This is a genomic window from Natrinema altunense, assembly GCF_000731985.1.
Taxonomy (GTDB): Archaea; Halobacteriota; Halobacteria; order Halobacteriales; family Natrialbaceae; genus Natrinema; species Natrinema altunense.
On record NZ_JNCS01000001.1, the window covers coordinates 651126 to 672032 of the forward strand.

General features: G+C 64.7%; 20 protein-coding genes. 4 read left to right on the forward strand and 16 right to left on the reverse strand.

Annotated features, from left to right (window positions below; genetic code table 11):
* Positions 1-3 precede the first annotated feature (3 nt).
* From ALTAJ2_RS03360 to ahaH, 12 genes are all read right to left on the reverse strand, one after another.
* A complete protein-coding gene (locus ALTAJ2_RS03360; RefSeq protein WP_007110682.1) occupies positions 4-1023 on the reverse strand; it encodes an ABC transporter ATP-binding protein in 1020 nt (339 codons plus the stop codon).
* Positions 1024-1111: 88 nt separating this feature from the next.
* Entirely contained in the window at positions 1112-2143 is a 1032-nt protein-coding gene (locus tag ALTAJ2_RS03365; RefSeq protein WP_007110681.1) for an ABC transporter permease, read from the reverse strand.
* Between the two features lies 1 nt (position 2144).
* Complete coding sequence (locus ALTAJ2_RS03370; RefSeq protein ID WP_007110680.1) at positions 2145-3068, reverse strand: ABC transporter permease; 924 nt, start codon at positions 3066-3068, stop codon at positions 2145-2147.
* Between the two features lie 9 nt (positions 3069-3077).
* Positions 3078-4223: an extracellular solute-binding protein gene (locus ALTAJ2_RS03375; RefSeq protein WP_007110679.1), complete on the reverse strand. Its 1146-nt coding sequence runs from the start codon at positions 4221-4223 to the stop codon at positions 3078-3080.
* Positions 4224-4502: 279 nt separating this feature from the next.
* Positions 4503-5921, reverse strand: coding sequence for an ATP synthase subunit B (locus ALTAJ2_RS03385; RefSeq protein WP_007110677.1), 1419 nt, complete (start codon positions 5919-5921; stop codon positions 4503-4505).
* A 2-nt stretch (positions 5922-5923) separates the two neighbouring features.
* Complete coding sequence (locus ALTAJ2_RS03390; RefSeq protein WP_007110676.1) at positions 5924-7687, reverse strand: ATP synthase subunit A; 1764 nt, start codon at positions 7685-7687, stop codon at positions 5924-5926.
* Positions 7688-7690: 3 nt separating this feature from the next.
* Positions 7691-8023 (reverse strand): V-type ATP synthase subunit F, encoded by a 333-nt coding sequence (locus ALTAJ2_RS03395; RefSeq protein ID WP_007110675.1) that lies wholly within the window; start codon positions 8021-8023, stop codon positions 7691-7693.
* Positions 8020-9072, reverse strand: coding sequence for a V-type ATP synthase subunit C (locus ALTAJ2_RS03400; protein WP_007110674.1), 1053 nt, complete (start codon positions 9070-9072; stop codon positions 8020-8022). Before ALTAJ2_RS03400 ends, ALTAJ2_RS03395 begins: the two co-directional genes overlap by 4 nt.
* Positions 9069-9650 (reverse strand): V-type ATP synthase subunit E, encoded by a 582-nt coding sequence (locus ALTAJ2_RS03405; protein WP_007110673.1) that lies wholly within the window; start codon positions 9648-9650, stop codon positions 9069-9071. Before ALTAJ2_RS03405 ends, ALTAJ2_RS03400 begins: the two co-directional genes overlap by 4 nt.
* Positions 9651-9676: 26 nt before the next feature.
* Positions 9677-9958, reverse strand: coding sequence for a hypothetical protein (locus ALTAJ2_RS03410; protein ID WP_007110672.1), 282 nt, complete (start codon positions 9956-9958; stop codon positions 9677-9679).
* Between the two features lie 227 nt (positions 9959-10185).
* The gene (locus ALTAJ2_RS03415) at positions 10186-12396 is read right to left on the reverse strand and encodes a V-type ATP synthase subunit I (protein ID WP_007110671.1); all 2211 of its coding nucleotides are present in this window, start codon (positions 12394-12396) and stop codon (positions 10186-10188) included.
* 40 nt (positions 12397-12436) lie between these two features.
* Positions 12437-12769: an ATP synthase archaeal subunit H gene (ahaH, locus tag ALTAJ2_RS03420; protein ID WP_006183842.1), complete on the reverse strand. Its 333-nt coding sequence runs from the start codon at positions 12767-12769 to the stop codon at positions 12437-12439.
* A gap of 158 nt (positions 12770-12927) precedes the next feature.
* On the opposite strand from ahaH, the gene ALTAJ2_RS03425 reads away from it, so the two are divergent.
* Positions 12928-13551 (forward strand): methyltransferase domain-containing protein, encoded by a 624-nt coding sequence (locus ALTAJ2_RS03425; RefSeq protein WP_007110670.1) that lies wholly within the window; start codon positions 12928-12930, stop codon positions 13549-13551.
* Between the two features lie 16 nt (positions 13552-13567).
* Here the strand turns inward: ALTAJ2_RS03425 and ALTAJ2_RS03430 are convergent, their stop codons facing one another.
* Positions 13568-14077 (reverse strand): type IV pilin, encoded by a 510-nt coding sequence (locus ALTAJ2_RS03430; protein ID WP_007110669.1) that lies wholly within the window; start codon positions 14075-14077, stop codon positions 13568-13570.
* 104 nt (positions 14078-14181) lie between these two features.
* Entirely contained in the window at positions 14182-15405 is a 1224-nt protein-coding gene (locus ALTAJ2_RS03435; protein ID WP_007110668.1) for a DUF7096 domain-containing protein, read from the reverse strand.
* A gap of 169 nt (positions 15406-15574) precedes the next feature.
* Here ALTAJ2_RS03435 and ALTAJ2_RS03440 point away from each other — a divergent pair, with 169 nt between their 5' ends.
* Positions 15575-16870 (forward strand): helix-turn-helix transcriptional regulator, encoded by a 1296-nt coding sequence (locus ALTAJ2_RS03440; RefSeq protein WP_007110667.1) that lies wholly within the window; start codon positions 15575-15577, stop codon positions 16868-16870.
* Between the two features lie 102 nt (positions 16871-16972).
* Here the strand turns inward: ALTAJ2_RS03440 and ALTAJ2_RS03445 are convergent, their stop codons facing one another.
* Positions 16973-17704, reverse strand: a complete 732-nt coding sequence (locus ALTAJ2_RS03445; protein WP_007110666.1) for a hypothetical protein — start codon at positions 17702-17704, stop codon at positions 16973-16975.
* 287 nt (positions 17705-17991) lie between these two features.
* Complete coding sequence (locus ALTAJ2_RS03450) at positions 17992-18987, reverse strand: radical SAM protein (protein ID WP_007110665.1); 996 nt, start codon at positions 18985-18987, stop codon at positions 17992-17994.
* A 125-nt stretch (positions 18988-19112) separates the two neighbouring features.
* Here ALTAJ2_RS03450 and ALTAJ2_RS03455 point away from each other — a divergent pair, with 125 nt between their 5' ends.
* Positions 19113-19550, forward strand: coding sequence for a response regulator (locus ALTAJ2_RS03455; RefSeq protein WP_007110664.1), 438 nt, complete (start codon positions 19113-19115; stop codon positions 19548-19550).
* A 181-nt stretch (positions 19551-19731) separates the two neighbouring features.
* On the forward strand, positions 19732-20847 hold the full coding sequence (locus tag ALTAJ2_RS03460; protein WP_049901004.1) for a DUF373 family protein: 1116 nt from the start codon (positions 19732-19734) through the stop codon (positions 20845-20847).
* Positions 20848-20907 lie beyond the last annotated feature (60 nt).

Genomic DNA, 20907 nt, shown 5'->3' on the forward strand with positions numbered 1-20907 from the left:
TCGTCAATCCGACTCGAGGACGTGGACCCGGTCCGCGTCGATCGAGAGCGGGATCGAGTCGCCGACCCGATAGCTGTCGCTCCCGTCGGCGTGCAGCGTCACCGTCGTGTCGTCGGGCAGCGTCGCCGTGAGTTGGGTCCGGTCCCCGAGGTAGGTCACGTTCGTCACGTCGGCCTCGATCTGCCCCTCGCCGAGTTCGAAGGCGGCGGGCCGGGCCGCGACCCGGATCGAACCGTCCGTCTCGGCGGCCACGGGCAGTTCAGTAAAGCCCAGATCGACGTGGCCGTTCTCGGCGACGCCCTCGAGCAGGGTCGAACTCCCGACGAAGTTCGCGACGAACGCGTTCGCGGGACGTCGGTAGATCTCCGCCGGCGTCCCGACCTGTTCGACGGTGCCGTCGTCGAGGACGGCGATCCGGTCGCACATCGCCATGGCCTCTTCCTGGTCGTGGGTGACGTAGAGGGCGGTGACGCCGAGGTCGGCCAGTAGGTTGCCGATTTCGTCACGCAGTCGGGTCTTGAGTTTCGCGTCCAGTCCCGTCATCGGCTCGTCGAGCAGGAGGACGTGGGGTTCGATCGCGAGCGCTCGCGCGAGGCCGACCCGCTGCTGTTGGCCGCCGGACAGCGTCGTCGGCCGCCGGTCGGCGAGGTCGGCGATGTCGAGCAACGCGAGCAGTTCGTCGGCCCGCTTCCGGCGCTCGGCCGTCGAGACCCCCTGCATCTTCAGCCCGAAGGCGACGTTCGCGCGGACGCTCATGGTGTCGAACAGCGCGTACGACTGGAAGACCAGCCCGACGTGGCGCTCTTCCGGCGGGACGTGAGTGACGTCGACCCCGTCGAACAACACCCGGCCCTGCGTGGGCGTCTCGAACCCCGCGATGGTCCGCAGCGTCGTCGTCTTCCCACAGCCCGAGGGGCCGACGACACCGAGGATTTCGCCGTCGTGGATCGTCAGCTCGACCCCGTCGACGGCGACCTCGTCGCCGTAGGCCTTGGTGAGCGACTCGAGGACGACCTCGCTCACGACCGATCACCGCCGCCGACCGCGGCGTTGGCTGGGTGTCGTCTGCAACCGATGCGTCTCGATCTCCGGCGAGCAGTTCGTGTCCGTTTCATCGTTGTCGTGTGGTCGTAAACCCGCTGTTGCCGATCACCTGCAACACGAGGATCGCGGCGACGACGATCAAGAAGTAGACCGACACCGCCGCCGCCGACTGCAGGTACGTCGCGTTCGAGATGTTCCGATAGAGGAAGATCGCGAACGGGTCCGGGCTCCCGCTCGCCACCATGTACGTGAAATTGAACTCCGCCGCCGCCAGCGTCCACGTGATGATCGCGCCCGCGACGATCCCCCGCTTCGCGTGGGGGACGACGATCGTCAGGAACGTTCGCGGCCACGACGCGCCGAGCGAGCGGGCGCTCTCCTCGAGTCGGACGAGATCCATCGATTGGAACGAACTCTGGACCGTCAGGACCATGTACGGCGATTTGAGCAGGCAGTAGCCCGCGATCAACCCGACCGCCGACCGGCCGTGCTCGGGGTAGGTCTGGACGAACGCGATCCCGAGGATCAATCCCGGGACGAGCGGCAGGATCGCGATCGTGTTCACCACGTCCCGCGCGACGAAGTCGTACCGCGTGAGCGCGTACGCCACCGGGACGCCGATCACCACGTTCAACACCATCCCGCCGGTCGCGATCGCGAGGCTGAACGCGAGTCCCGGGAGCGCGTTCGACCGGACGCCGTAGTCCCCGAAGCCGAGCACCTGCCGCCAGTGCTCGAGGGTGACGAACCCCTGGGGTACGACGCCCGTTGCCGACTGCGCGAACGAGGAAACGACCGTCACGACGACTGGGAGGGTCAGAAAGGCGACGACGATCGAGACGACGCCGACGAGGATCGGGCGACCGAACAGCGTCGAATACGCCGTTTCGGACCGCGACCACTCGCCGGACGCGGCGGCCGTCGCAGTGCCACCGTCGGGACGCGGCCCGCCGCGGGCAGCTCCGGCCAGCGTGTCGCGGTCCGCTTTCGATTCGTCGGTCGCGTTGGGTCCGCACCTCTCGTTCTGTGCCCCATTGGATTCGCCGTTCACGTTCGATCCGTCGATCGTCTCCCCAGTCGAGTCCGTGTTCTCAGTCATCTCAGATCTCCACCGCCTCGTTCTCAATGAACCGTAACCCGACGAACGTGACCGCGACGATGAAGGCCACGTAAACGAGCCCGATCGCGGCCGCGATGTCGGGATCGTACGAGCCGACGCTGATTTCGTCGTGTATCTGCAGCGTGAGCACGCGGTGGCTCTGGAGGATCAGTACGGTCCCGAAGATCGCGAGCCCGGAGCGGAAGGTCAGAATCGCCGCCGCGACGATCCCCGGTCTGATCTCCGGGAACGTCACGTGATAGAACGTTTGCCACCGGCTTGCCCCGAGTGCACGCGCCGCCTCCTCGGCCTGGACGTTGACTTCGGCGTAGGTGCCCCGCAACACCATCGTCGCCCGCGGCAACAGCGAGTAGACGTAGCCGAGGAACAGTCCGGTGATCGCCGTCGCGCTCGCCAGATCGAGCGCGCTCTGGCCCGTCGCGACCGCGATCGCGTTCGTCACCAGCCCCTGTCGGCCGAGCAAGACGATAATCAGGTACGCGACGATGATCCCCGGAAGCGCGATCGGGAACGAGACCGCCGCGACGACGGCTCGCTCGAACGGGAGTTCGTACTTCTCGAGGACGTGGGAGACGGCGACGCCGAGCGCGACGCTGACCAGCGTCGCCAGTCCGACGAACCACAGCGTGTTCCAAGCGACCCACCGGTACTCGGCGGTGGTCGCGAGGGTCCGCCAGGCCTCGAGCGACCAGCCTTCGATCCAGACCGTCTCCTCCGCGAGGCTGATCCGCACCAGCATCGCGAGCGGGACGAACCCCGCGACGGTCGCGAGGGCGAAGAAGGGCAGACACATGATCGCGATCCGGCGGCGCTCGCGGTCGCGTTCGGTCGTCGGCCGTGCGGTCGCGGCGGCGAGCGTTGCGACCCGACGGACCGACGCCGTCGCCGAGCTCCGAACGGACATGTCGCGATCTCACTGCGCCCCCTGTAGCGGGGTGCGCTCGACGAGTTCTTCCTGAATCGCGTCCTGTTTCGAGACGAGTGTTTCCTGATCGACGGTAAACTGCGCCGCGTCGTAGGCCGACTGGTCGGGAAACGCGTCGGGTTGGTCGAGCTCGTCCGCCCGAATCGGTCTGACGTACGCGTCGAAGAACAGCTTCTGGCACGCTTCGGTTAGCACGAAGTCCATGAACAGCTTCGCCGCTTCGGGGTTCGGAGCGTTCCGGAGCAGGGCGTAGCCGTAGGGGACGTTCATCGCACCCGGCTCGCCGTCGGGTCCCGGAAGGATCGTCACGTCGATCTGGTCCTCGTCGAACTCGTCGTTGTTGTACTTCAGGTTCAGCCCCGTGTAATCGTACTCGACGACCGTCGAGATTTCGCCGCTCGTCATCGGTCCCTCGACGTTGCGCCGGAAGTCGGCACCGTGGTCGGAGATCTCCTCGTGATACTCGATGACGGGATCGAGGTCGTCGAGGTCGCCGCCGTAGGCCCTGTTGACCGACAGCGCCGAAGCCTGTCCGTTGGCCGTGTGCGGCGGTGTGAAGGCGAGATCCTTCGCGATGTCGGGGTGTTTCAGGTCTTCCCACGTTTCGGGGGCATCCAGTCCCCGCTCCTCGTAGATGTCGGCCCGATAGGTCACCGCGGTCGTCATCTGCCGGGTCGCGGTCACGTGGCCGTTGTCGGTCTTCAGATCGTCGGGAACGACGTCCCAGTTGGCCGGCTTGTAGTCGGTCGTCAGCTCGTCGTTCATCGCCTGCAAGCCGAACGAGTAGCCGCCGTTGTACGCCGAGTGGGTCGGGTTCCGGGCGTTGGCCCGCATGTCCTCGAGTGCCTCGCCCGACGATCCTTGCGCATCGTACAACGAGATCCCGTACTCGTCTTCGAACGCTTCCATGACGGCCCCCCAGTTCGACCAGCCGGTCTGGACGCAGTAGATCTGTAGTTCCTCGGGGAACGCGGCGCTGTCGATGCCAGTCTCGTAGTCACCGTGCCCAACGGTGTACGTCTGGCCACTGCCCCCGCCGGTGAAATCGCTCAGACAGCCCGCGACCGCGAGCGTCCCCACGGTCGCGCTACTCGCGAGCACCGATCGTCGCGTCGTCCCTGTCGACTCGGACATACCTGAGCAAGCCGACAAAACACACTAATCGGTTGCTATGTTCGGACTACTGACCTATATAGCACATCGTAGCGGCCCCGATCGGTCCGCAGGACCTCGAGCGACCGACACGGACGCCATCGGCGTCTCGCCCCACGCGTCGCCGGACAACGGCATGACCGCCCCATCGGACGCCTCGAGGTGGCCGATCGGCGCGTCCTCGGGTTCGACGCTCGAGATGTCGCCGAGCCGAGACGGATACTTCGAACAGTAAAAGTGGATGCGGGCGATCCGCGGCGCTCAGTCAGCCTGTACGGCTTCGGCAGTTTCCGACTCGTCTTCGCGGTAGTGCTCTTCGATGAGTTCCTCGTCGATCCGGTTGAGTTCCGTCTTCGGCAGATCCGAGAGCAGATCCCAGCCGAGTTCGAGCGTGTCGTCGATCGAGCGGTTGGTGTCGTACCCCTGCTGGACGAACTCCGTCTCGAAGCGGTCGGCGAAGTCGAGGAACTTGTTGTCCCGCTCGGAGAGCGCTTCGCGGCCGACGATGTTCACGAGGTCGCGCAGGTCCTCACCCTCCGCGTAGGCAGCGTACATCTGGTCGGAGACGTCGCCGTGGTCCTCGCGGGTCAGACCCTCGCCGATCCCGTCGTCCATCAGCCGCGAGAGGCTGGGCAGGACATTGACCGGCGGTTCGATGCCCTGACTGTTTAAGTCCCGATCCATCATGATCTGGCCCTCGGTAATGTAGCCGGTCAGGTCCGGAATCGGGTGCGTGTCGTCGTCGCCGGGCATCGTCAGGATCGGGATCTGCGTGACCGATCCCTCCTTGCCCTCGATTCGACCGGCACGCTCGTAGAGCTGTGCCAGGTCGGTGTACATGTAGCCGGGGTAGCCACGGCGACCCGGGACCTCCTCGCGTGCGGCACCGATCTCGCGCAGCGCCTCACAGTAGTTGGTCATGTCCGTCAGGATGACGAGGACGTGGTAGTCCTTCTCGAAGGCCAGGTACTCGGCCGTGGTGAGCGCGAGTCGCGGCGTGACCTGCCGCTCGACTGCAGGGTCGTCCGCGAGGTTCATGAAGACGACCGAGCGCTCGAGCGCGCCGGTGCGCTCGAAGTCGTCCATGAACTCGTTTGCCTCTTCGGCGGTGATCCCCATCGCACCGAAGATGACGGCGAACTCCGAACCCTCGTCGTCGCCCTCCTCCTCTTCCGGAACGGTCGCCTGCCGGGCGATCTGAAGCGCGAGTTCGTTGTGGGGCAGCCCCGAGCCGGAGAAGATCGGCAGCTTCTGTCCCCGGACCAGCGTGTTCATGCCGTCGATGGCGGAGACGCCGGTCTGGATGAACTCCTCGGGGTACTCCCGGGAGTAGGGGTTGATCGCTTCGCCGACGATGTTATGTCGTTCCTCGGGGACGATTTCCGGACCGCCGTCGATCGGGTTCCCGGAGCCGTCGAGCACCCGTCCGAGGAGGTCCTCGGTGACGGGCATCTTCATCGTCTCACCCAGGAAGCGAACGGAGGCGTTGCGGTCGATCCCGCCCGTGCCTTCGAACACCTGGATCGAGACGATCCCTTCGCTCGATTCCAGGACCTGGCCGCGCAGCGTTCGCCCGTCCTCGGTCTCGATCTCGACGATCTCGTCGTAACCGACCGGCTCGTCGACCTCGGCGAACACCAGCGGACCGCTGATTTCCGTGATAGTCTGGTACTCTTTCATCGTTAGTACAGTGCTCGTAGTTGTTCTTTGAGGTCGTTCTCGATATCGTCGATGAACTCGTCCCACTCCTCGGCCGTGCCCATCCGGTTGAGCTGTGGTGCAGCGTCGACGTCCGTGATCTCTTCTGGTGGCACACCGGCTTCGAGTGCCTCGAAGGCCTCGTCGTTGAACGTCTTGATCGCGCCCAGCATCCGGTATGTCTTCTCGGGTTCGCAGTAGGTGTCGACGTCGTGGAGCGCGTTCTGCTGGAGCCAGGCCTCACGCAGGTAGCGTGCGACCTCGAGCGTGAGCTGCTGGTCCTCCGGCAGCGCGTCCTTCCCGACGAGCTGGACGATCTCTTGGAGTTCGTCCTCCTCGTCGAGTACGTCGACCGCCCACTGGCGGGTCTCCGCCCAGTCGCCGGCGACGTTGCTCTCCCACCACGGGTCGAGCTGATCCTTGTACAGCGAGTAGGACTCGTTCCAGTTGATCGACGGGAAGTGCCGACGCTCCGCGAGGTCGGCGTCCAGCGCCCAGAACGTCTTGACGATACGCAGCGTGTTCTGGGTGACCGGCTCGGAGAAGTCACCGCCCGGTGGCGAGACCGCCCCGACGACCGAAATCGAACCTTCGCCGCCGTTGATCAGTTGGAACTTGCCGGCGCGCTCGTAGAACTCCGAGAGCGCGGCCGCCAGATACGCGGGGTAGCCCTCTTCGCCGGGCATCTCCTCGAGTCGGCTCGAGATCTCCCGCATGGCCTCGGCCCACCGCGAGGTGGAGTCGGCCATCAGTGCGACGTCGTAGCCCATGTCGCGGTAGTACTCCGCGATCGTGATGCCCGTGTAGATACAGGACTCGCGGGCCGCGACGGGCATGTTCGACGTGTTGGCGATGAGGCAGGTCCGGGCCATCAGCGGGTTCCCGGTCTGTGGGTCCGGCAGTTCCGGGAAGTCCTCGATGACCTCCGTCATCTCGTTGCCGCGCTCGCCACAGCCGATGTAGACGACGATGTCCGCGTCGGACCACTTGGCGAGTTGCTGCTGGGTGACGGTCTTCCCGGAGCCAAAGGGTCCGGGGATCGCCGCCGTCCCGCCCTTCGCGAGCGGGAAGAGTCCGTCCTGGACGCGCTGGCCCGTCACCAGCGGCTCGGTCGGCGTCTCCTTGTCACCGGCGGGACGGGCCTCTCGGACCGGCCACTCCTGGTGCATCTGGATCTCCTCGCCGCTCGAGAGTTCGGCGACCGTCTCCTCGACGGTGAACTCGCCGCTCTCGATGGACGTGACTTCACCGCCCTCGTAGTCCGGCGGCACCATGACCTTGTGGTCGATGGTGACGGTCTCTTCGACGACACCGACGGCGTCGCCGGGTTCGACCGCGTCGCCTTCCTCGACGGTGGGTTCGAACTCCCACTGCTTCTCGAGGTCGATCCCGGGTGCGTCGACCCCGCGGTCGAGGAACGCCGTCCCCATCTTGTCCTCGAGGACGTCGAGCGGGCGCTGGACGCCGTCGTAGATGGAGTCCATCATGCCCGGTCCGAGGTCGACGCTCAGGGGCTCGCCCGTGTTCTGGACGGGTTCGCCCGGGCCGACGCCGGAGGTTTCCTCGTAGACCTGAATCGTGGTCAGGTTCCCTTCGATCTCGATGACCTCGCCCATCAGTCCTTCGTCGCCGACGTAGACGACGTCGTTCATCCGGGCGTCGAGGTCCGTGGCAGTCACGACGGGACCGCTCACGCTTTCGATTACACCGTCTTCGTCGACGGATTCGATGTCTTCTGCCTGGCTCATAGTTTACTCTTGTTCGTCCTCGTCCATCAGGTCGATACCGATCGCGCGTTTGATCTGGTCGCGCAGTCCGCCGCCACCGGTGCCGCTCCCGATCGTGACGACGACCGGCTCGACGCTCGTTTCGACCTCCTGGCGGACCGACCGCGACAGGTACTCGAGGTCGTCGTCGTGCATGACGACGATGCCGACGCCCTCGTCCTCGAGGGCCGCCGTCGCTGCATCGTCCAACCGCTCGTCTTTCTCGTCGTCCGGGACGTTCTCGAACCGCCGCACTCCCGCGAGGCGGAAGCCGGTGGTGAACTCCGGACTGCCGACGACTGCGATTTCCTGGCTCATAGGATCACCAGCTCTTCTTCGATCTCGTTTTCGTCGAGTCCGACCTCGCGACCCCGCGCGATCGCGCGGATGTTCTCGACCTCGCGCTCTTTGGCGAGGACGAACGACAGAACGGGCGATATCGAGGTCGGGTACACGCTCGAGAGCGTGTCGGCGTACTCGAGCAACGCAGCGTCTAGTGCGTGCTCGAACTGGATAAGGCTGTCAGCATCGCGCAGCCGATCCAGCGCCCCCGAGAGGCGGTCGCCGTAGCGTTTGTTCTCGGCGATGTGGTCGACGAGCGCGTCGTAATCGCCGACCAAGCGGTTCAGGTCCGACTCGTCGAACAGGACGCCGCCGTCGATGTAGTAGGCGGCGGGGTCGAGGTCGGCCCCGCTCCGTGCGAGGCGCAACGCGTTCCGCGCGTTCAGGAAGTCGATCTCGGCTTCGAGGAACTCGACGTACTTCGCTTCCGGCCCCTCTCGGGGTCGGCCGAGGTCCTCGAGCAGGTTCTCGTAGAACGCGCGATCGAGCGCGTTCTCGAGGGGAACGAGCGCGCCGCTCTCTTCGAACTCCTCGTAGGCGTCTTCGAGCTGCTCGGCGAAGATCGTCCCGTCGAGGATCTCGATGACGTCTTCGATCGAATCGACTTCGACCAGCCGGTCGATCGTTCCGTCGTCGAGTTCGCCGGCCCGAATGAGATCCGTACTGATCTCCTCGGGATCGGAATCCGTATAGATTCCGCGGACGATCGTCTTCAGGTTCCAGACGTCGAACTTCCGGAGGTACCGAACGATGCGGTCGTAGAGGTGCCCTTCGGACCACTCGAGGAGGTCGTCGAAGTGCTTCGCGAGGTTGCGGTTCAGCGCGTACTCGATCAGGTCGACGCCGGAAAACCGCGTTCCGAGCGCGTTGATCTCCTGTTCGTACTCCGTTTCCTCCATGAACCGCGCGATCTCGCTCGGCCCCATCCGGATCAGCTTGCGGTAGTCCTCGTCGGACAACATCGCCGCTCGGCGCGAGCGAACGCGAGCGTTCACGTACTCCGGATTCGAGGCTCCCGTACTCATTGCTCGAAGAGTCGGTTACTGATCTCCTGAAGGTTGTCTTCCCAGACGTCCTCGAGCACCGAATCGAAGGTGTTGTTGACGCGGACGCGGGAGGCCTCGCTCTCGACGACGACGCCGCCGAGACAGTCGTAGTCACCGGCGTATTCGTAGCCGTCGTAGTCGGCGAGGATCGATTCGAGCAACTCCGCGTCGTCGGACCGGCCGTAGACGGCGACGTCGTCGCCCTCGTCGAACTCGACCGTCGCTGCCTCGAGCAGGTCGCGGGTGAGTTCCTCGCGGCTGTCGCCCTCGAGGGAAGCGAGTTCGTCCTCGACCGCCTCGCGGACTTCCGTGAGGACGTCGCGGCGTGCCTCCAGGCGCTGCTGTTTCGCCTCCAGTTTCGCACTGGAGAGTCGCTGTTCGCGCAACTGCTCGATCTCGCGGTCGACGTCGGCTTCGGCGTCGGCGACGATCTCGTCTGCGTCCTCCTGGGCGGCCGATTCGATCTCTTCGGCGCGCGTTTCGCCCTCAGCGCGGATGTCCTCCGCACGCGCGTGAGCCTCTTCTCGAATGTCCTCAACGACTGTATCCAAACTCATTGTAAGAAAGTTCGAAGGGAGACGCTTTAAGGTCCGACGAAGAGCGCGACCAGTGCGAAGATCACGAGCGTCTCGGGCAGGACCGTCAGCAGGATGCCGATACCCGGCGAGATGGAGTCCTCGGCGAGCGCGCCGACGACCGATGCACCGATCGCTCGCTCCGCATACCCCGCACCGATGGCCGCGAGGCCGATACCCAGCGCCGCCGCCGCACCTCGCTCGATCATGGGACCGCCGTTACCGGCCTGAGCGGCGGTCTCCTGTAGCGCAACCGCGTTCTCTGCGAAACTGTTCAGCGCGAGTGCCATTTCGGGTAGAGCTTCGATTGTCATGTTGAGTTTTCCTCGTGGTTTTGCAACCGGACAGGTGGTACTACTCCCCAGCGTGTTCTTAAAACTTCCCAAACCAAACTGCCGATTTCCCCGTTATAACCCTCGATACTTGCCATCCAGGGGTATTATCCTTTCGATACGAGTGGGAAAATACGAGTCGAGTTAGCACGAAATTCGGTCGCCGAGACGGGAGCCGACGAGGGTTACTCCTCGTCGTCGGATCGAACCCTACCGAAGGGTTCGAACTTCCGGCCACCGCCCTCGTAGAACCGGTTGAAGAACTCGACGTACTCAAGACGGATCCCCTGGAGCCCGGCGCTCGTAATGCCGAGCAGCAAGACGACAACGTGGCCGATCACGAGAACGACTACACCGATGAGTGCCATCAGGATGCCGCCGTGGAGCAGGCCGCCGAACATGACCTCGGTCACTTCGTGACCGTGGTAGGTCCCCTGTTCGAGCATGTGCTGGGGCGCGTGGCTGGTCCCGAAGTGCCACTCCGCGCCGTGATCGGTCTCGACGACGTACACCCCGAAGAACAGCATGTTAACGACGAACGCCATGCCTGCCTTCGCGAGGATGACCGCGGCGATCCGCAGGTACGAGAGTACGTCTCCGAAGACGTTGAAGCTCTCGAGACCGCCGATGATGATCCCCAGGGCGCCATAGTGTCTGACCTCGCCGTAGACCATCGTCACGAACCCGATCAGCATGAGCGGAAGTGCGACGAACTGGCCGATTTCCGCGGGGAAGCCGGTGAACCCGAGCTCGAGCGCTGCCTCGGAGCCGGACCCGAACACTTCGAACAGGAAGTTCGGCTTCGCCGCTCCAAGGTGGCGACTGAAGATCCACGTCCAGAGGCCGATCATGAGCAGTGCCCACGAACCGTTCTCGAAGTAGGCGTCTCCGACGCCGTGGTCGAGATCGTTAACGAAGCCGAAGACGTACCCGAGGGTGAGATGTGCCAGTCCGATGAAGACGCTCACCAGCAGCCACGTCTGGCTGAACTGCGAGAACGCGGGCTGAATCCCCTTCCGCAGCGGCGGGCCGTGGCTAAACAGGAGCTCACCGAGAACGTGTAGGCCGAATATTTCCCCGTACAAGACGCCGAACAGCATCGTGAACCCGCCGGCCCACATGCCGATCGCACCCAGGCTTCGGATGATGTCCTCGTCGAACCGGCTATACAGGAAGAAGCCGGCGGCCGTGTAGAGCATCCCGTAGCCGAGGTCACCCAGCATGAACCCGTAGAACGCCGGGAACGTCAACAGCAAGACGACGGTCGGGTCGAGTTCGCTGTATTTCGGCCGGTCGATCAGCCGAAGCAGGAACTCGAACGGCTTCGCGGGACCGGTGTTGTCCTGAATGACCGGCGGTTCGTCGACCATCGTCACGACATCGCCGCTGGCCGCGGTCGTGCCGCCGTCGGCGATCGCCTCCTGTGTCCCGACGTCTCGTTCTTCTTCCTCGGTCGTCTCCTCGGCACCGCCGGAGCCGCCGTGGTCGACGTCTTCCGTCCGCGTCGGATACCCCTCGTCGTTGTAGTCGGCGCGGACGAGTTCTTCGACCTCGACACTGTCGCCGACCGCATCGTTCAGTGTCGCGACGAGCCGGTCGTACTCCTCGGTCGGGAGCCAGCCCTCCGCGACGAACGCGTGGTCGGTCGTCGCGAACTGCAGCGGCGCTTCCGCCTGCTGAACCTCGATCGTCAGCTCCTCTTCGGCACGCAGGAGGAAGCCGGCCTCCTCCCGCTTGATCTCTTCGAGGTCCGCATCGATGTCGTCGAGCTGGGACTCGAGGTCGCGCTTTCGACGCTCGAGGTCGGCGACGTAGTCGTCGGGACTCTGGTCGGTATCGGGCACCTCGTAGCGGGTGAACTCGACGCCGACCAGGGCGTCGTCGATCGGACTCTCGTCGGCGCTCTCGGCGGGCGCGGCGACGATCGCCACGACGTTGCCGCCGGTAAACGTCTCGAACGCCCGAACGTCGTCGGACGCGCTCACGGCCGCCTCGACGTCCTCGAGCGAACCCTCGCCGACGAGGACGTCGACCGACTCATAGCCCGACAGCAGGTCGATATCGACGCCGAGCTCCGCGAACGGAGCCACGCGATCGATCCGATCGTCGACCCGCCGCAGTTCGTCGTTGATCTCCGCGCGCCGGTCGTCGAGTTCGTTGATCCGCGTGCGGATCTCCTCGAGTCGCGCCTCCCAACCCTCTTCGAGGGTCCCCGGTTCGGCCTCGTCGGCCGAGAGATCGAGGGTGCTCTCGAGGGCGCGGACGGTGATCAGCTTCTCGGAGGCGTCGTCGGCACCCGCCATCGGGTCGCCGTTGTCGAACGCCTCCCAGGAGCCGTCGTAATCCGATAGATGCACCAGGCTCAGCTCGTGAACCGTCTCGATGACCGTGGGCATAACGCCCCTGGAGCCGGTCACCGAGACCTTGCTCATTCGCTCAGGTCTGAGCATGAACGTCCTCCTGGAACAGTTCGACGACGTAATCGGTGACGTCGTCGGCCCGTTTCCGGGCGCGCTCGGCGAGCTCCTCACGCTCCTGTTCGCCTTCTTCGAGGACCTGCTCGCAGTCCGCGTCGATCTCCTCGCGAGCTTCCTCCAGGCGGCGCTCCCGCAACTCCTGGGCCTCCTGTTCCGCTTCCGTGCGAATCTCCTCGGCACGTTCCCGGGCCTCGGCTATTCGCTCGTCGCGGTCGTTTTCTGCCAATGCGACGATCTCGTCGGCCTCCTCTTCCGCCGACTTAATTCGTTCGAGAACCTCTGGCCTCGGCATACTCTAAGCAGTCGGACGTTTGCCAGAGCGCGTATATGGTAGTTGCGAAAGTGCCTCAGCGCGATTCGCCCTCAGTCGGTCGGTAATTCGTCCTTACTCAGCCGTTCGTCCCGCCGAGAACAGCAGACATATGCCGATCGGATCGAAACGCCTCAGTAATGGGACTTCTCGAGAACAAGGCCCGTGCTCGACTGTTCTACAAGTACCTGTCACGGGTCTACGACCAGGTGAACCCCTTCATCTGGACCGAAGAAATGCGTACCGAGGCCCTCTCCTTGCTCGAGATCGAGGACGACATGACGGTCCTCGATGTCGGCTCCGGGACCGGGTTCGCGACCGAGGGGTTACTCGAGCACGTCGACGAGGTGTACGCCCTCGATCAGAGCGAACATCAACTCGAACAGGCCTACGAGAAGTTCGGGAAACGCGCCCCGCCGGTTCATTTCCACCGCGGTGACGCCGAACGGCTCCCCTTCGCGACGGACACGTTCGACATCGTCTGGTCGTCGGGGTCGATCGAGTACTGGCCCAATCCGATCCTCGCGCTCCGTGAGTTCCGCCGCGTTCTCAAACCTGGCGGCCAGGTACTCGTCGTCGGCCCGAACTATCCCGACAACGTCGTCAGCCAACTACTCGCCGACTCGATCATGCTCTTCTACGACGAGTACGAGGCCGATCGCATGTTCAAAACCGCCGGCTTCGAGGACGTGAAACACGCGTTCATGGGACCGTCCTACGATCCCGAGGTCGCGATCACGACGATTGGACGCGTTCCGGAATAAGCGGCGAGCCTCCGTCTCAGGTCGCCGTCGTCTCGAGGGCGGCGATCCGCCGTCCGTCGACGGCGAGGGTCACGGAGACCGAATCCCCCGTCCCGAGCGTCGGGGTGTTGGTAGCCGCGACCGAGACCGCGGCCCGCTCTCCAGCCGTCCAGTCCGAATCGGCTCTCGAGTTGAAAGGCCCGTCCGGTGTCCCGTCGAATCCGCTCGCGCCGACGAACGGAACCGGCGGCTGCGTGCTCAGTGCTCGTCCGTTTACCGCGATCGTCACCGACAGCGACTCGACGTCGATGCGCTCGCCGGCGACGTGTTCGATCTCGATCACCGAGCGCTCCCCGTCGACGGAGAGTTCGAAACTCGCCGTCGGCCCGGGCGACTCGAGCGCCCACGCGTTGACACCGACGGCGACGACGGCACCGAGCGCAACGGTGAGTGTGAGTAATAAGAGGACTCCGACGACCGGACTGACGCCGCGTCCACCCGTCGATACCGCTGGCCGCGTGCCGCGACGGTCCCACGTTCGGTTCACGGTCCGCTCTGGCTGCTCGTTCCCGTAAAAATATCAGGCCGCGAGGGGAATCGGTGCCCGACTCCGGATAACTCTCGCTCCGTCGTCCGTTCCCGGGGCCCGGGTCAGGAGACCGCGTCGATCGTCGCGTTGACGCTTCCAGCGTCCGTTTCCGCTGTGATCTCGCTGGGACCGAGTGGCCGCGCGATCCAGTGGGTCCCGTCGTCGTCGGTCTCGCCGACTTCGGTACCATCGACGGAGAGGGTTGCCCGTACGGGTTCACCGGTCTCCGCGTCGACCACCGTCACCTTCACCGGTCCGCCCGCAGCCGTCTCGGTCGTCGTCAGCCTAAGTCCGCCGCTGATCCAGGTCCGGTCTTCGTCGGTCGGAAGCGACGAGACGGACAATTCCTGTATCTCGCGGTAGACGTCGCCCGTTCCGCTGTCGAAGTAGAACTCGAGGCGGCCGTGGTCGTGTCCCACGTCGGCCCAGTAGTAGCCGGGGCTGTTGTCCTGGAAGGACGGGCCGAACTCGTTCGCCCACGGGTAGAGGTCGCCGATGTGCTCGTATGCTTCGCCGCTTTCGAACCGATCCGGTGCCGATTCGTCGCGGTTATCGAACCGGCTCGTTTCGACGACGTACCGACTGCCGTCCATCATCGCAACGCTGTATCCGGTCTGTGAGGTCGAGACGACGACATCGTACTGGACGGTGTCAGTCGGCCGTTCGGACAGTCGTCCGAGCGTCGATCGGAGCGGCGTTCGGTGCGCATCGAGCGTCGTGTGGGTCGCACGGGTTTGGCTCCCCGACAGCGAATAGCCCGGCACCTGATCCGCTCGATTGCCCAGTTCCTCGAGATCACGCGACAGCATCGCCGCCTCGTTGTGATTGCGTAACAGCGTCCGGAGGAGTTCCGCCGACGACCGCTCGCCGGCGGCGTGTGCCCTCGTTGCGTTGCGTTCGCGTTGCTCGAGTTCGTTCGCTCGTTCCTTGAGTCGGTCGTAGGCCGCCTGTATTATCGCTTTTCGTTCCTCGTCCGTCGCATCGTCGAACTCGCTGTCGACGATGGTATACTGGTCGTGGTCGACCCGGAGCTGGTCGTCCGCGCTCGCAAGCGCCGTTCCCAGGTCCGGTCCGTACTCGGTGTACTCGCTTCGGACCTCGCCGCTGAGCAGGAGTCTATTGGTCGTATTGTTAACCGTCGTTGGCGTCTGGGAGGACGACGTTTGCAGCCGCACCGTCTCTACGGCGCTGTTACCCCCGTCGGTAGGCCCAGCCGCAACGATCGTTATCGCGGGCACGGAAAGGACGAGAAGCAACGCGAGGAGGGCGGGGGTCGCGTTGGTCATCGCCACTCCGTACGGGCTCTTGATACAAAAACAGGTCGTCTCCAAACGAGCAGCCGGGACTGCTTTTAATCACCTACTTACCGCCCGGGAAACCCTTTAGCGCCGGCGGTAACGTTTTATTTTCCGATGGAAAGTGTTTTTTCCCCCGGGAAACCACCCGTTGATACGCATGCGGATGTCCACTGCCGCCACACTCGCCCTCGCGGTCCTCCTCGCTACGACCACGCTGGGGGCAGTGGCCGCAACGCCGTCGGGTCAGTCCCACCCGACGGACGCGCGGTCCCCGCCAGCGCCCTCCCCACCCGTCTCCGCCCTCGAGTCGCCGACCGCCACCCCGGCCGCAGTCACACCGCCTTCGCTCGAGCGACCCGACACCCGGCAGATCATCAGCGTTCGAATCACCGAGTCCGGGAACGCGGAATGGACGATCGAGAGTCGATTTCGTCTGACGAACGATACCGATGCACAAACGTTCGACGAGTACGCCGACGCGGTCGTCTCGGGACGCCGAGACGCGCCGTACGACCCTCGATTGTTCACGCGATACGCGGATCTCGTGTCCGAATCGACCGGGCGCGAGATGTCGGTCGAGAACGAAGGGTGGGACGACCCCCGAATCGAAGAGCGCGACCCCGAGTCGGATCAGGGCTCGGACGGGACGGCTGATCGGATCGGTGTCATCTCCTACTCGTTTACGTGGACGAACTTCATCACCGTCGACGGGGATCGGATTCACGTCGGCGATTCGTTCCAGGCGGCTGATCAGAACGTGATCCAGACGCTGGGAGCCGGTCAGCGCCTCGTCGTCGAACCACCGCCGAACTACGACGTCGTCGACGCACCGACGGGGATGGAAGGTGGTGCGCTCGTCTGGGACGGCCCCCACGAGTTCGGCCCGGACGGTCTCCAGATCACGATTCTCCCGGGTGCCGGTCAGGGCTCGCCACTCTTTTTGGGCGGCGGCTGGCTGCTCGCCGCCGTTCTCGGCCTCGTGATCGTCGTCGGTGGCGCCGTGTATCTGCTCACGCAACGAACGCTCGACGTCCCGATTTCGGCCGAACGCCTCTCGTCGCTCGGCATCCTTGCGAGACTCGGCGAGGATACCGGAGACGACCGCGAGACCGCGACAGCCGACCGAGCCGGCGGTTCCGAAGCGGTCGCGTCCGCGGCGGCCGACCCGGCCACCGACGGCCCCGAACCGGGTACCCACCTCGAGTTCGAGGAGTCGGTCGAGGACGAGATCGACCCCGAACTGTTGAGCGACGAGGAGCGCGTCCTCCGCTTGCTCAAACAGAACGGCGGCCGGATGAAACAGGGAACGATCGTCACCGAGACCGGCTGGTCGAACGCCAAGGTCTCCCAACTGCTCTCGAAGATGGCCGACGACGACGAGATCGAGAAGCTCAGGATCGGCCGGGAGAACCTCATTACGTTACCGGGCGTCGACCCGACCGAGATCGACTGAACCTCGCGGAGAACGGTCGTTCCGTGGCCGTCACCGAACGTCCAGTCCCGAAACGCACTGCACGCCCGGTCCGACGACCGCTTGCAGTCGGTGCGTGACCGTTCAGTTGGACGTGGCACTCTCGCTCGGCTCCGACTCGTCGGTGGTCGAACTCGAGCCGTCGGTGCCCCCGTCCGGGGCGTACTGGATCTCCCTCCCCACGGCGTCGTAGATGTCGTCCCAATCCTTGTCCTCGTCCATCAGGAAGACCTCGACGGTCAGCGGGCCAGCACCGAACTCCTCGAGACCGGCCGGCCGAACGTCGATGTGATACGTTCCGTTCTCGTCCATTCGAACCTGGTCCGTCCGTTCGACGAGCTTCTGCTCGTCTTCGTTGATCTTGACGAAGAAGTACGGTTCTCCGATCACGTCGCCGTGCTCCGGTGGATCGACGGATTCCATACTGGTGTTGGCGACGATCTCGAGGGTGAAGTTCGAGTAGCCGTCACCGTTCGCTGCGGGTTCTTTGTCGACGAACGTGACGGACCGAATCCGGTCCTCGCGTTTGTCTTCCAGCGGGCGGTTCGGTTCCTCGGGCGGCTGCCACGCCGCGTCTGCAGTGTTATCTCCGGCATCCGTGTTCGTGTCGTCGTCGGTTCCGTTCGGGTCGGCGTTGCCGGAGCCGGATTCGATGTCGTCGCGCTCGTCCGCGTCCGCCTCGGTCCCGTTCAGCGGTTCCGTCTCGGCGTCGGAGCCGGTCGATGGCCCGTCCGCTTGCGAGCCCTCGAGGGCGCTGCACCCGGAGAGTGCCACGAGCAGTGCGACGGCGACGACAGCGACGGTTCGGAATTGCATCGTACTCCGGCGTACCGACCCAAGGCGGATTATTACAGCCTCGCTAAGCGTCACCGTCCAGTTCATCCCGGAAACGGGACGGGGAGGCTTTGAAACGGCCGTATTCTTGCGTTGGCTATTGCGGGACGGTGCTTATACTGTGTAAAACCGTTCCCGTCCGGTCGGTCCGCGATCGGGTGCAATCCCGAGCTACGCGCTGCTCCGTCGTCGAGGATTCGATAGCGGCGTTCGCTCGACTGGAATCGTCCACGAAAAAGCCGTTCGGCCGTGCTGTACGCCCGCAGTACTTAGGCGAGGGGCGTCCGCTCGACCACTTGTCCGTCGTAAGTCGGGTACTGTTCGACGATCTCGCCGTCCTCGAGATCGCCGTCCTCGATCATCTCCTCCAAGAGCCACCAGGCGACCTCGACGTGGTCGGTTTTGACGGTGTAAAACTCCTCGGGGACGCCGAGGGCTTCGAACTCCGCGGGATCGGCGTGGGTCTTGCCGTAGACGAGCGTGCCGTCGTCGGTGACGTCGTCGAACTCGCGGCGAATGTTGCGGGCCATGCGCTTGAGACGGCGGCGATGCTGGGCCGCGTCCTTGAAGACGGAGGTACAGAAGTAGACCTGCTCGTGGTCGCCCATCACGTCGAGGATCTCCTCGCGGGAGCCGTCGACGGCACTCATGTGGTCCTCCTTGAGTTCGTACCCCTGTTCCTGCATCCGGCGGTAGTTCCCGTCGCTCATCTCGAACTCGTTGATGTTACAGAACTCGGCCGCGCCCTCGTCCAGGAACTCGAGGAACTCCGCTTCGGCCCGGATGCCGGGGATTTCGAACGCAGGGGTCAGCCCCTCTTCGCGGGCGATGTGGAGGATATCCTCCCATTCGGTGCCGTGAAGGTCTCCCCACTGTTCGTAGGGCGGGTGGAACCGGATCTCGTCCAAGCCGGCCTCCGAGAGCCGCCGCATGTTCTCGCGGCCACCGGTGATGCCAGTGTAGAGGTGGGTGTGGTGGTCCTCGCCGAACTCGTCTTTGAGGAGCTCGAGGTAGTGACAGGTCCGGCCGAGGGCCTCCTGGGGTTCGCCACCGGTGATCGACGTCCCAAGCGCGTCCATCCGGTGGGCTTCGGTGAGGACGTCGTCGTCGCTCTCGACGAGCCGTTCGTTGGCGTAGACGTCGGTGACGTTCTTGCGGTTCTCGCCGAGCGGGCAGTAAAAGCAGTCGCGCTGGTCGCAGTAACCGTAGACGAACAGCACCATTTTCCCACCTTTCGCGCACTGCTCACAGCCCTTCGAGATCATTCGAGGGAACGTATCCGCCCGAGCCTCAAAAGCCGTGCGAAATCAGCGGGGCCGAACGACGATATCTGACGGTCGAGTCGCGGCCACACACTATTATATCACGGCGACGGAACGTACCGTATCCAATGTCACCGGGGATTCACGTTCTCTGTATCGACGACGACCCCCACTACCGCGAGTTGACGGCGACCGTCCTCGAACGGCGCGACGACGATCTCGTCGTGACGACCGCCGAAACCGGACGCGAAGTGCTGGCGATCGTCGACGGCGAGTGCGATACCGACCCCGACCACGGGATCGACTGCGTCGTCAGCGATTACGATATGCCCGGTATGGACGGCCTCGAGTTGTTCGCGGCGATGCAGAACCGGAACCTCGATGTCCCGTTTATCCTGTTTACGGGGGTCAGGTCCGCGGAGATCGCAGACGAGGTGATCTCGGCCGGCGTCACAGACTACGTCCGGAAAGGGACGGGAACCGGCCAGTACGACGAGTTGGCGGCCCGAATCGAAACCGCCGTCGAGAGCCACCGCGCCGACCGCGAGAGCGACCGCGTACGCTGACGCGGTCCGCGGCTTGCTCTCCTCGGCGAGCGAGGGCGACCGCGCGACGTATCAGGTACGGTTTCGGACGCCGGATGGCGGGAAAGCGTTCACGACGGACGAACCGGACTCCTCCCGCTCGCGGCGGCGTCGATTCCGTCGTCCAGAAGAGGGAAATACCGCGGCGTGCAACCACGAGGCGATGCTGTTGGTCCTCTGTGTCGATCTCGACGACGATCTCGGCCGCAAGACCGGCTTTTCGACCCCGGTCATCGGCCGCGAGCCCGTCGAAGAGGCGGCCGTCGCCCTCGCGACCGCCGATCCGGAGGACTCGGACGTCAACGTCATCTTTCAGGGCTTGCACGTCTACGACGATCTCGCCGACCGCGAGGAAAGCGTCGAGGTCGCCGTCGTCACCGGGAACGATCAGGGCGACGTCAGCGCCAACCGCGAAGTCGGCGACGAAGTCGATACCGTCCTCGCGAGCCTCTCGACCGCGGAAGACGTCACTGCCCTCGTGGTCACGGACGGCGCACAGGACGAATCCGTCATCCCGATCATCCGCTCGCGCGTCCCCATCGACGGCGTCCGGCGAGTCGTCGTCCGACAGGCACAGAACCTGGAGTCGATGTACTACACGATCAAGCAGGTGTTAGACGACCCCGAAACGCGCGGGACGGTACTCATTCCCCTCGGAATCCTCCTGTTGATCTACCCGCTCGCACTGGTCGGCTCCGTACTGGAGATGCCCGGGTTCGTGCTGGGGACAACGTCTGCGTTACTCGGCTTGTACCTCATCTCTCGCGGACTGTGCCTCGGCGATCGACTGGACGCCACCGTCGAACGCGCCCGCCGCTCGCTGTATGCCGGCCGTACGACGTTGCTGGCGTACGTCGTCGCCGCGGCACTGTTCGTCCTCGGCGGCGTCAGCGGGATGGAGACCCTCGAGTCGGTGCGTGATTCGACTACGGGGAGCCTCGAAGTGCCAGTCATGCTCGCGGCACTGGTCAACGGTGCGATCCTCTGGTTCGCCGCCGCGGGGCTGACCACCAGTCTCGGCCAGATCACCGACGAGTACATCGCCGGCTCGCTCGAGTGGCGCTATCTGAACGCACCATTTTACGTGCTCTCGATCGCGGTCGTCCTCCACGCGGTGAGCGCGTTCTTCCTCGAGAGAGTCGGGATCACGTATCTCGCGGCGTCACTGACGGCGGGCACGCTGCTCGGGATCGTGAGTACGCTCACGTTCGCCGTCGCGGAGTCGCGGTTCTCGGACGCGGATCGGGACGACGGACGGCGCGGGGCCGAGCGCGTCTGATCCGTACGGTCACTCGGGGCGCTGCTGATCGGTTTCGGAACGTCCGCTCGCGTTCGCCGC

Bases quoted from the DNA above. Each gene is read 5' to 3' on its own strand.
- ALTAJ2_RS03375 (WP_007110679.1), bottom strand. From the start codon at position 4,223: ATGTCCGAGTCGACAGGGACGACGCGACGATCGGTGCTCGCGAGTAGC.
- ahaH (WP_006183842.1), bottom strand. From the start codon at position 12,769: ATGCCGAGGCCAGAGGTTCTCGAACGAATTAAGTCGGCGGAAGAGGAG.
- ALTAJ2_RS03440 (WP_007110667.1), top strand. From the start codon at position 15,575: ATGCGGATGTCCACTGCCGCCACACTCGCCCTCGCGGTCCTCCTCGCT.
- ALTAJ2_RS03450 (WP_007110665.1), bottom strand. From the start codon at position 18,987: ATGATCTCGAAGGGCTGTGAGCAGTGCGCGAAAGGTGGGAAAATGGTG.
- ALTAJ2_RS03405 (WP_007110673.1), bottom strand. From the start codon at position 9,650: ATGAGTTTGGATACAGTCGTTGAGGACATTCGAGAAGAGGCTCACGCG.
- ALTAJ2_RS03415 (WP_007110671.1), bottom strand. From the start codon at position 12,396: ATGCCCACGGTCATCGAGACGGTTCACGAGCTGAGCCTGGTGCATCTA.
- ALTAJ2_RS03460 (WP_049901004.1), top strand. From the start codon at position 19,732: ATGCTGTTGGTCCTCTGTGTCGATCTCGACGACGATCTCGGCCGCAAG.
- ALTAJ2_RS03370 (WP_007110680.1), bottom strand. From the start codon at position 3,068: ATGTCCGTTCGGAGCTCGGCGACGGCGTCGGTCCGTCGGGTCGCAACG.
- ALTAJ2_RS03445 (WP_007110666.1), bottom strand. From the start codon at position 17,704: ATGCAATTCCGAACCGTCGCTGTCGTCGCCGTCGCACTGCTCGTGGCA.
- ALTAJ2_RS03390 (WP_007110676.1), bottom strand. From the start codon at position 7,687: ATGAGCCAGGCAGAAGACATCGAATCCGTCGACGAAGACGGTGTAATC.
- ALTAJ2_RS03455 (WP_007110664.1), top strand. From the start codon at position 19,113: ATGTCACCGGGGATTCACGTTCTCTGTATCGACGACGACCCCCACTAC.
- ALTAJ2_RS03365 (WP_007110681.1), bottom strand. From the start codon at position 2,143: ATGACTGAGAACACGGACTCGACTGGGGAGACGATCGACGGATCGAAC.
- ALTAJ2_RS03400 (WP_007110674.1), bottom strand. From the start codon at position 9,072: ATGAGTACGGGAGCCTCGAATCCGGAGTACGTGAACGCTCGCGTTCGC.
- ALTAJ2_RS03435 (WP_007110668.1), bottom strand. From the start codon at position 15,405: ATGACCAACGCGACCCCCGCCCTCCTCGCGTTGCTTCTCGTCCTTTCC.
- ALTAJ2_RS03385 (WP_007110677.1), bottom strand. From the start codon at position 5,921: ATGAAAGAGTACCAGACTATCACGGAAATCAGCGGTCCGCTGGTGTTC.
- ALTAJ2_RS03410 (WP_007110672.1), bottom strand. From the start codon at position 9,958: ATGGCACTCGCGCTGAACAGTTTCGCAGAGAACGCGGTTGCGCTACAG.
- ALTAJ2_RS03425 (WP_007110670.1), top strand. From the start codon at position 12,928: ATGGGACTTCTCGAGAACAAGGCCCGTGCTCGACTGTTCTACAAGTAC.
- ALTAJ2_RS03395 (WP_007110675.1), bottom strand. From the start codon at position 8,023: ATGAGCCAGGAAATCGCAGTCGTCGGCAGTCCGGAGTTCACCACCGGC.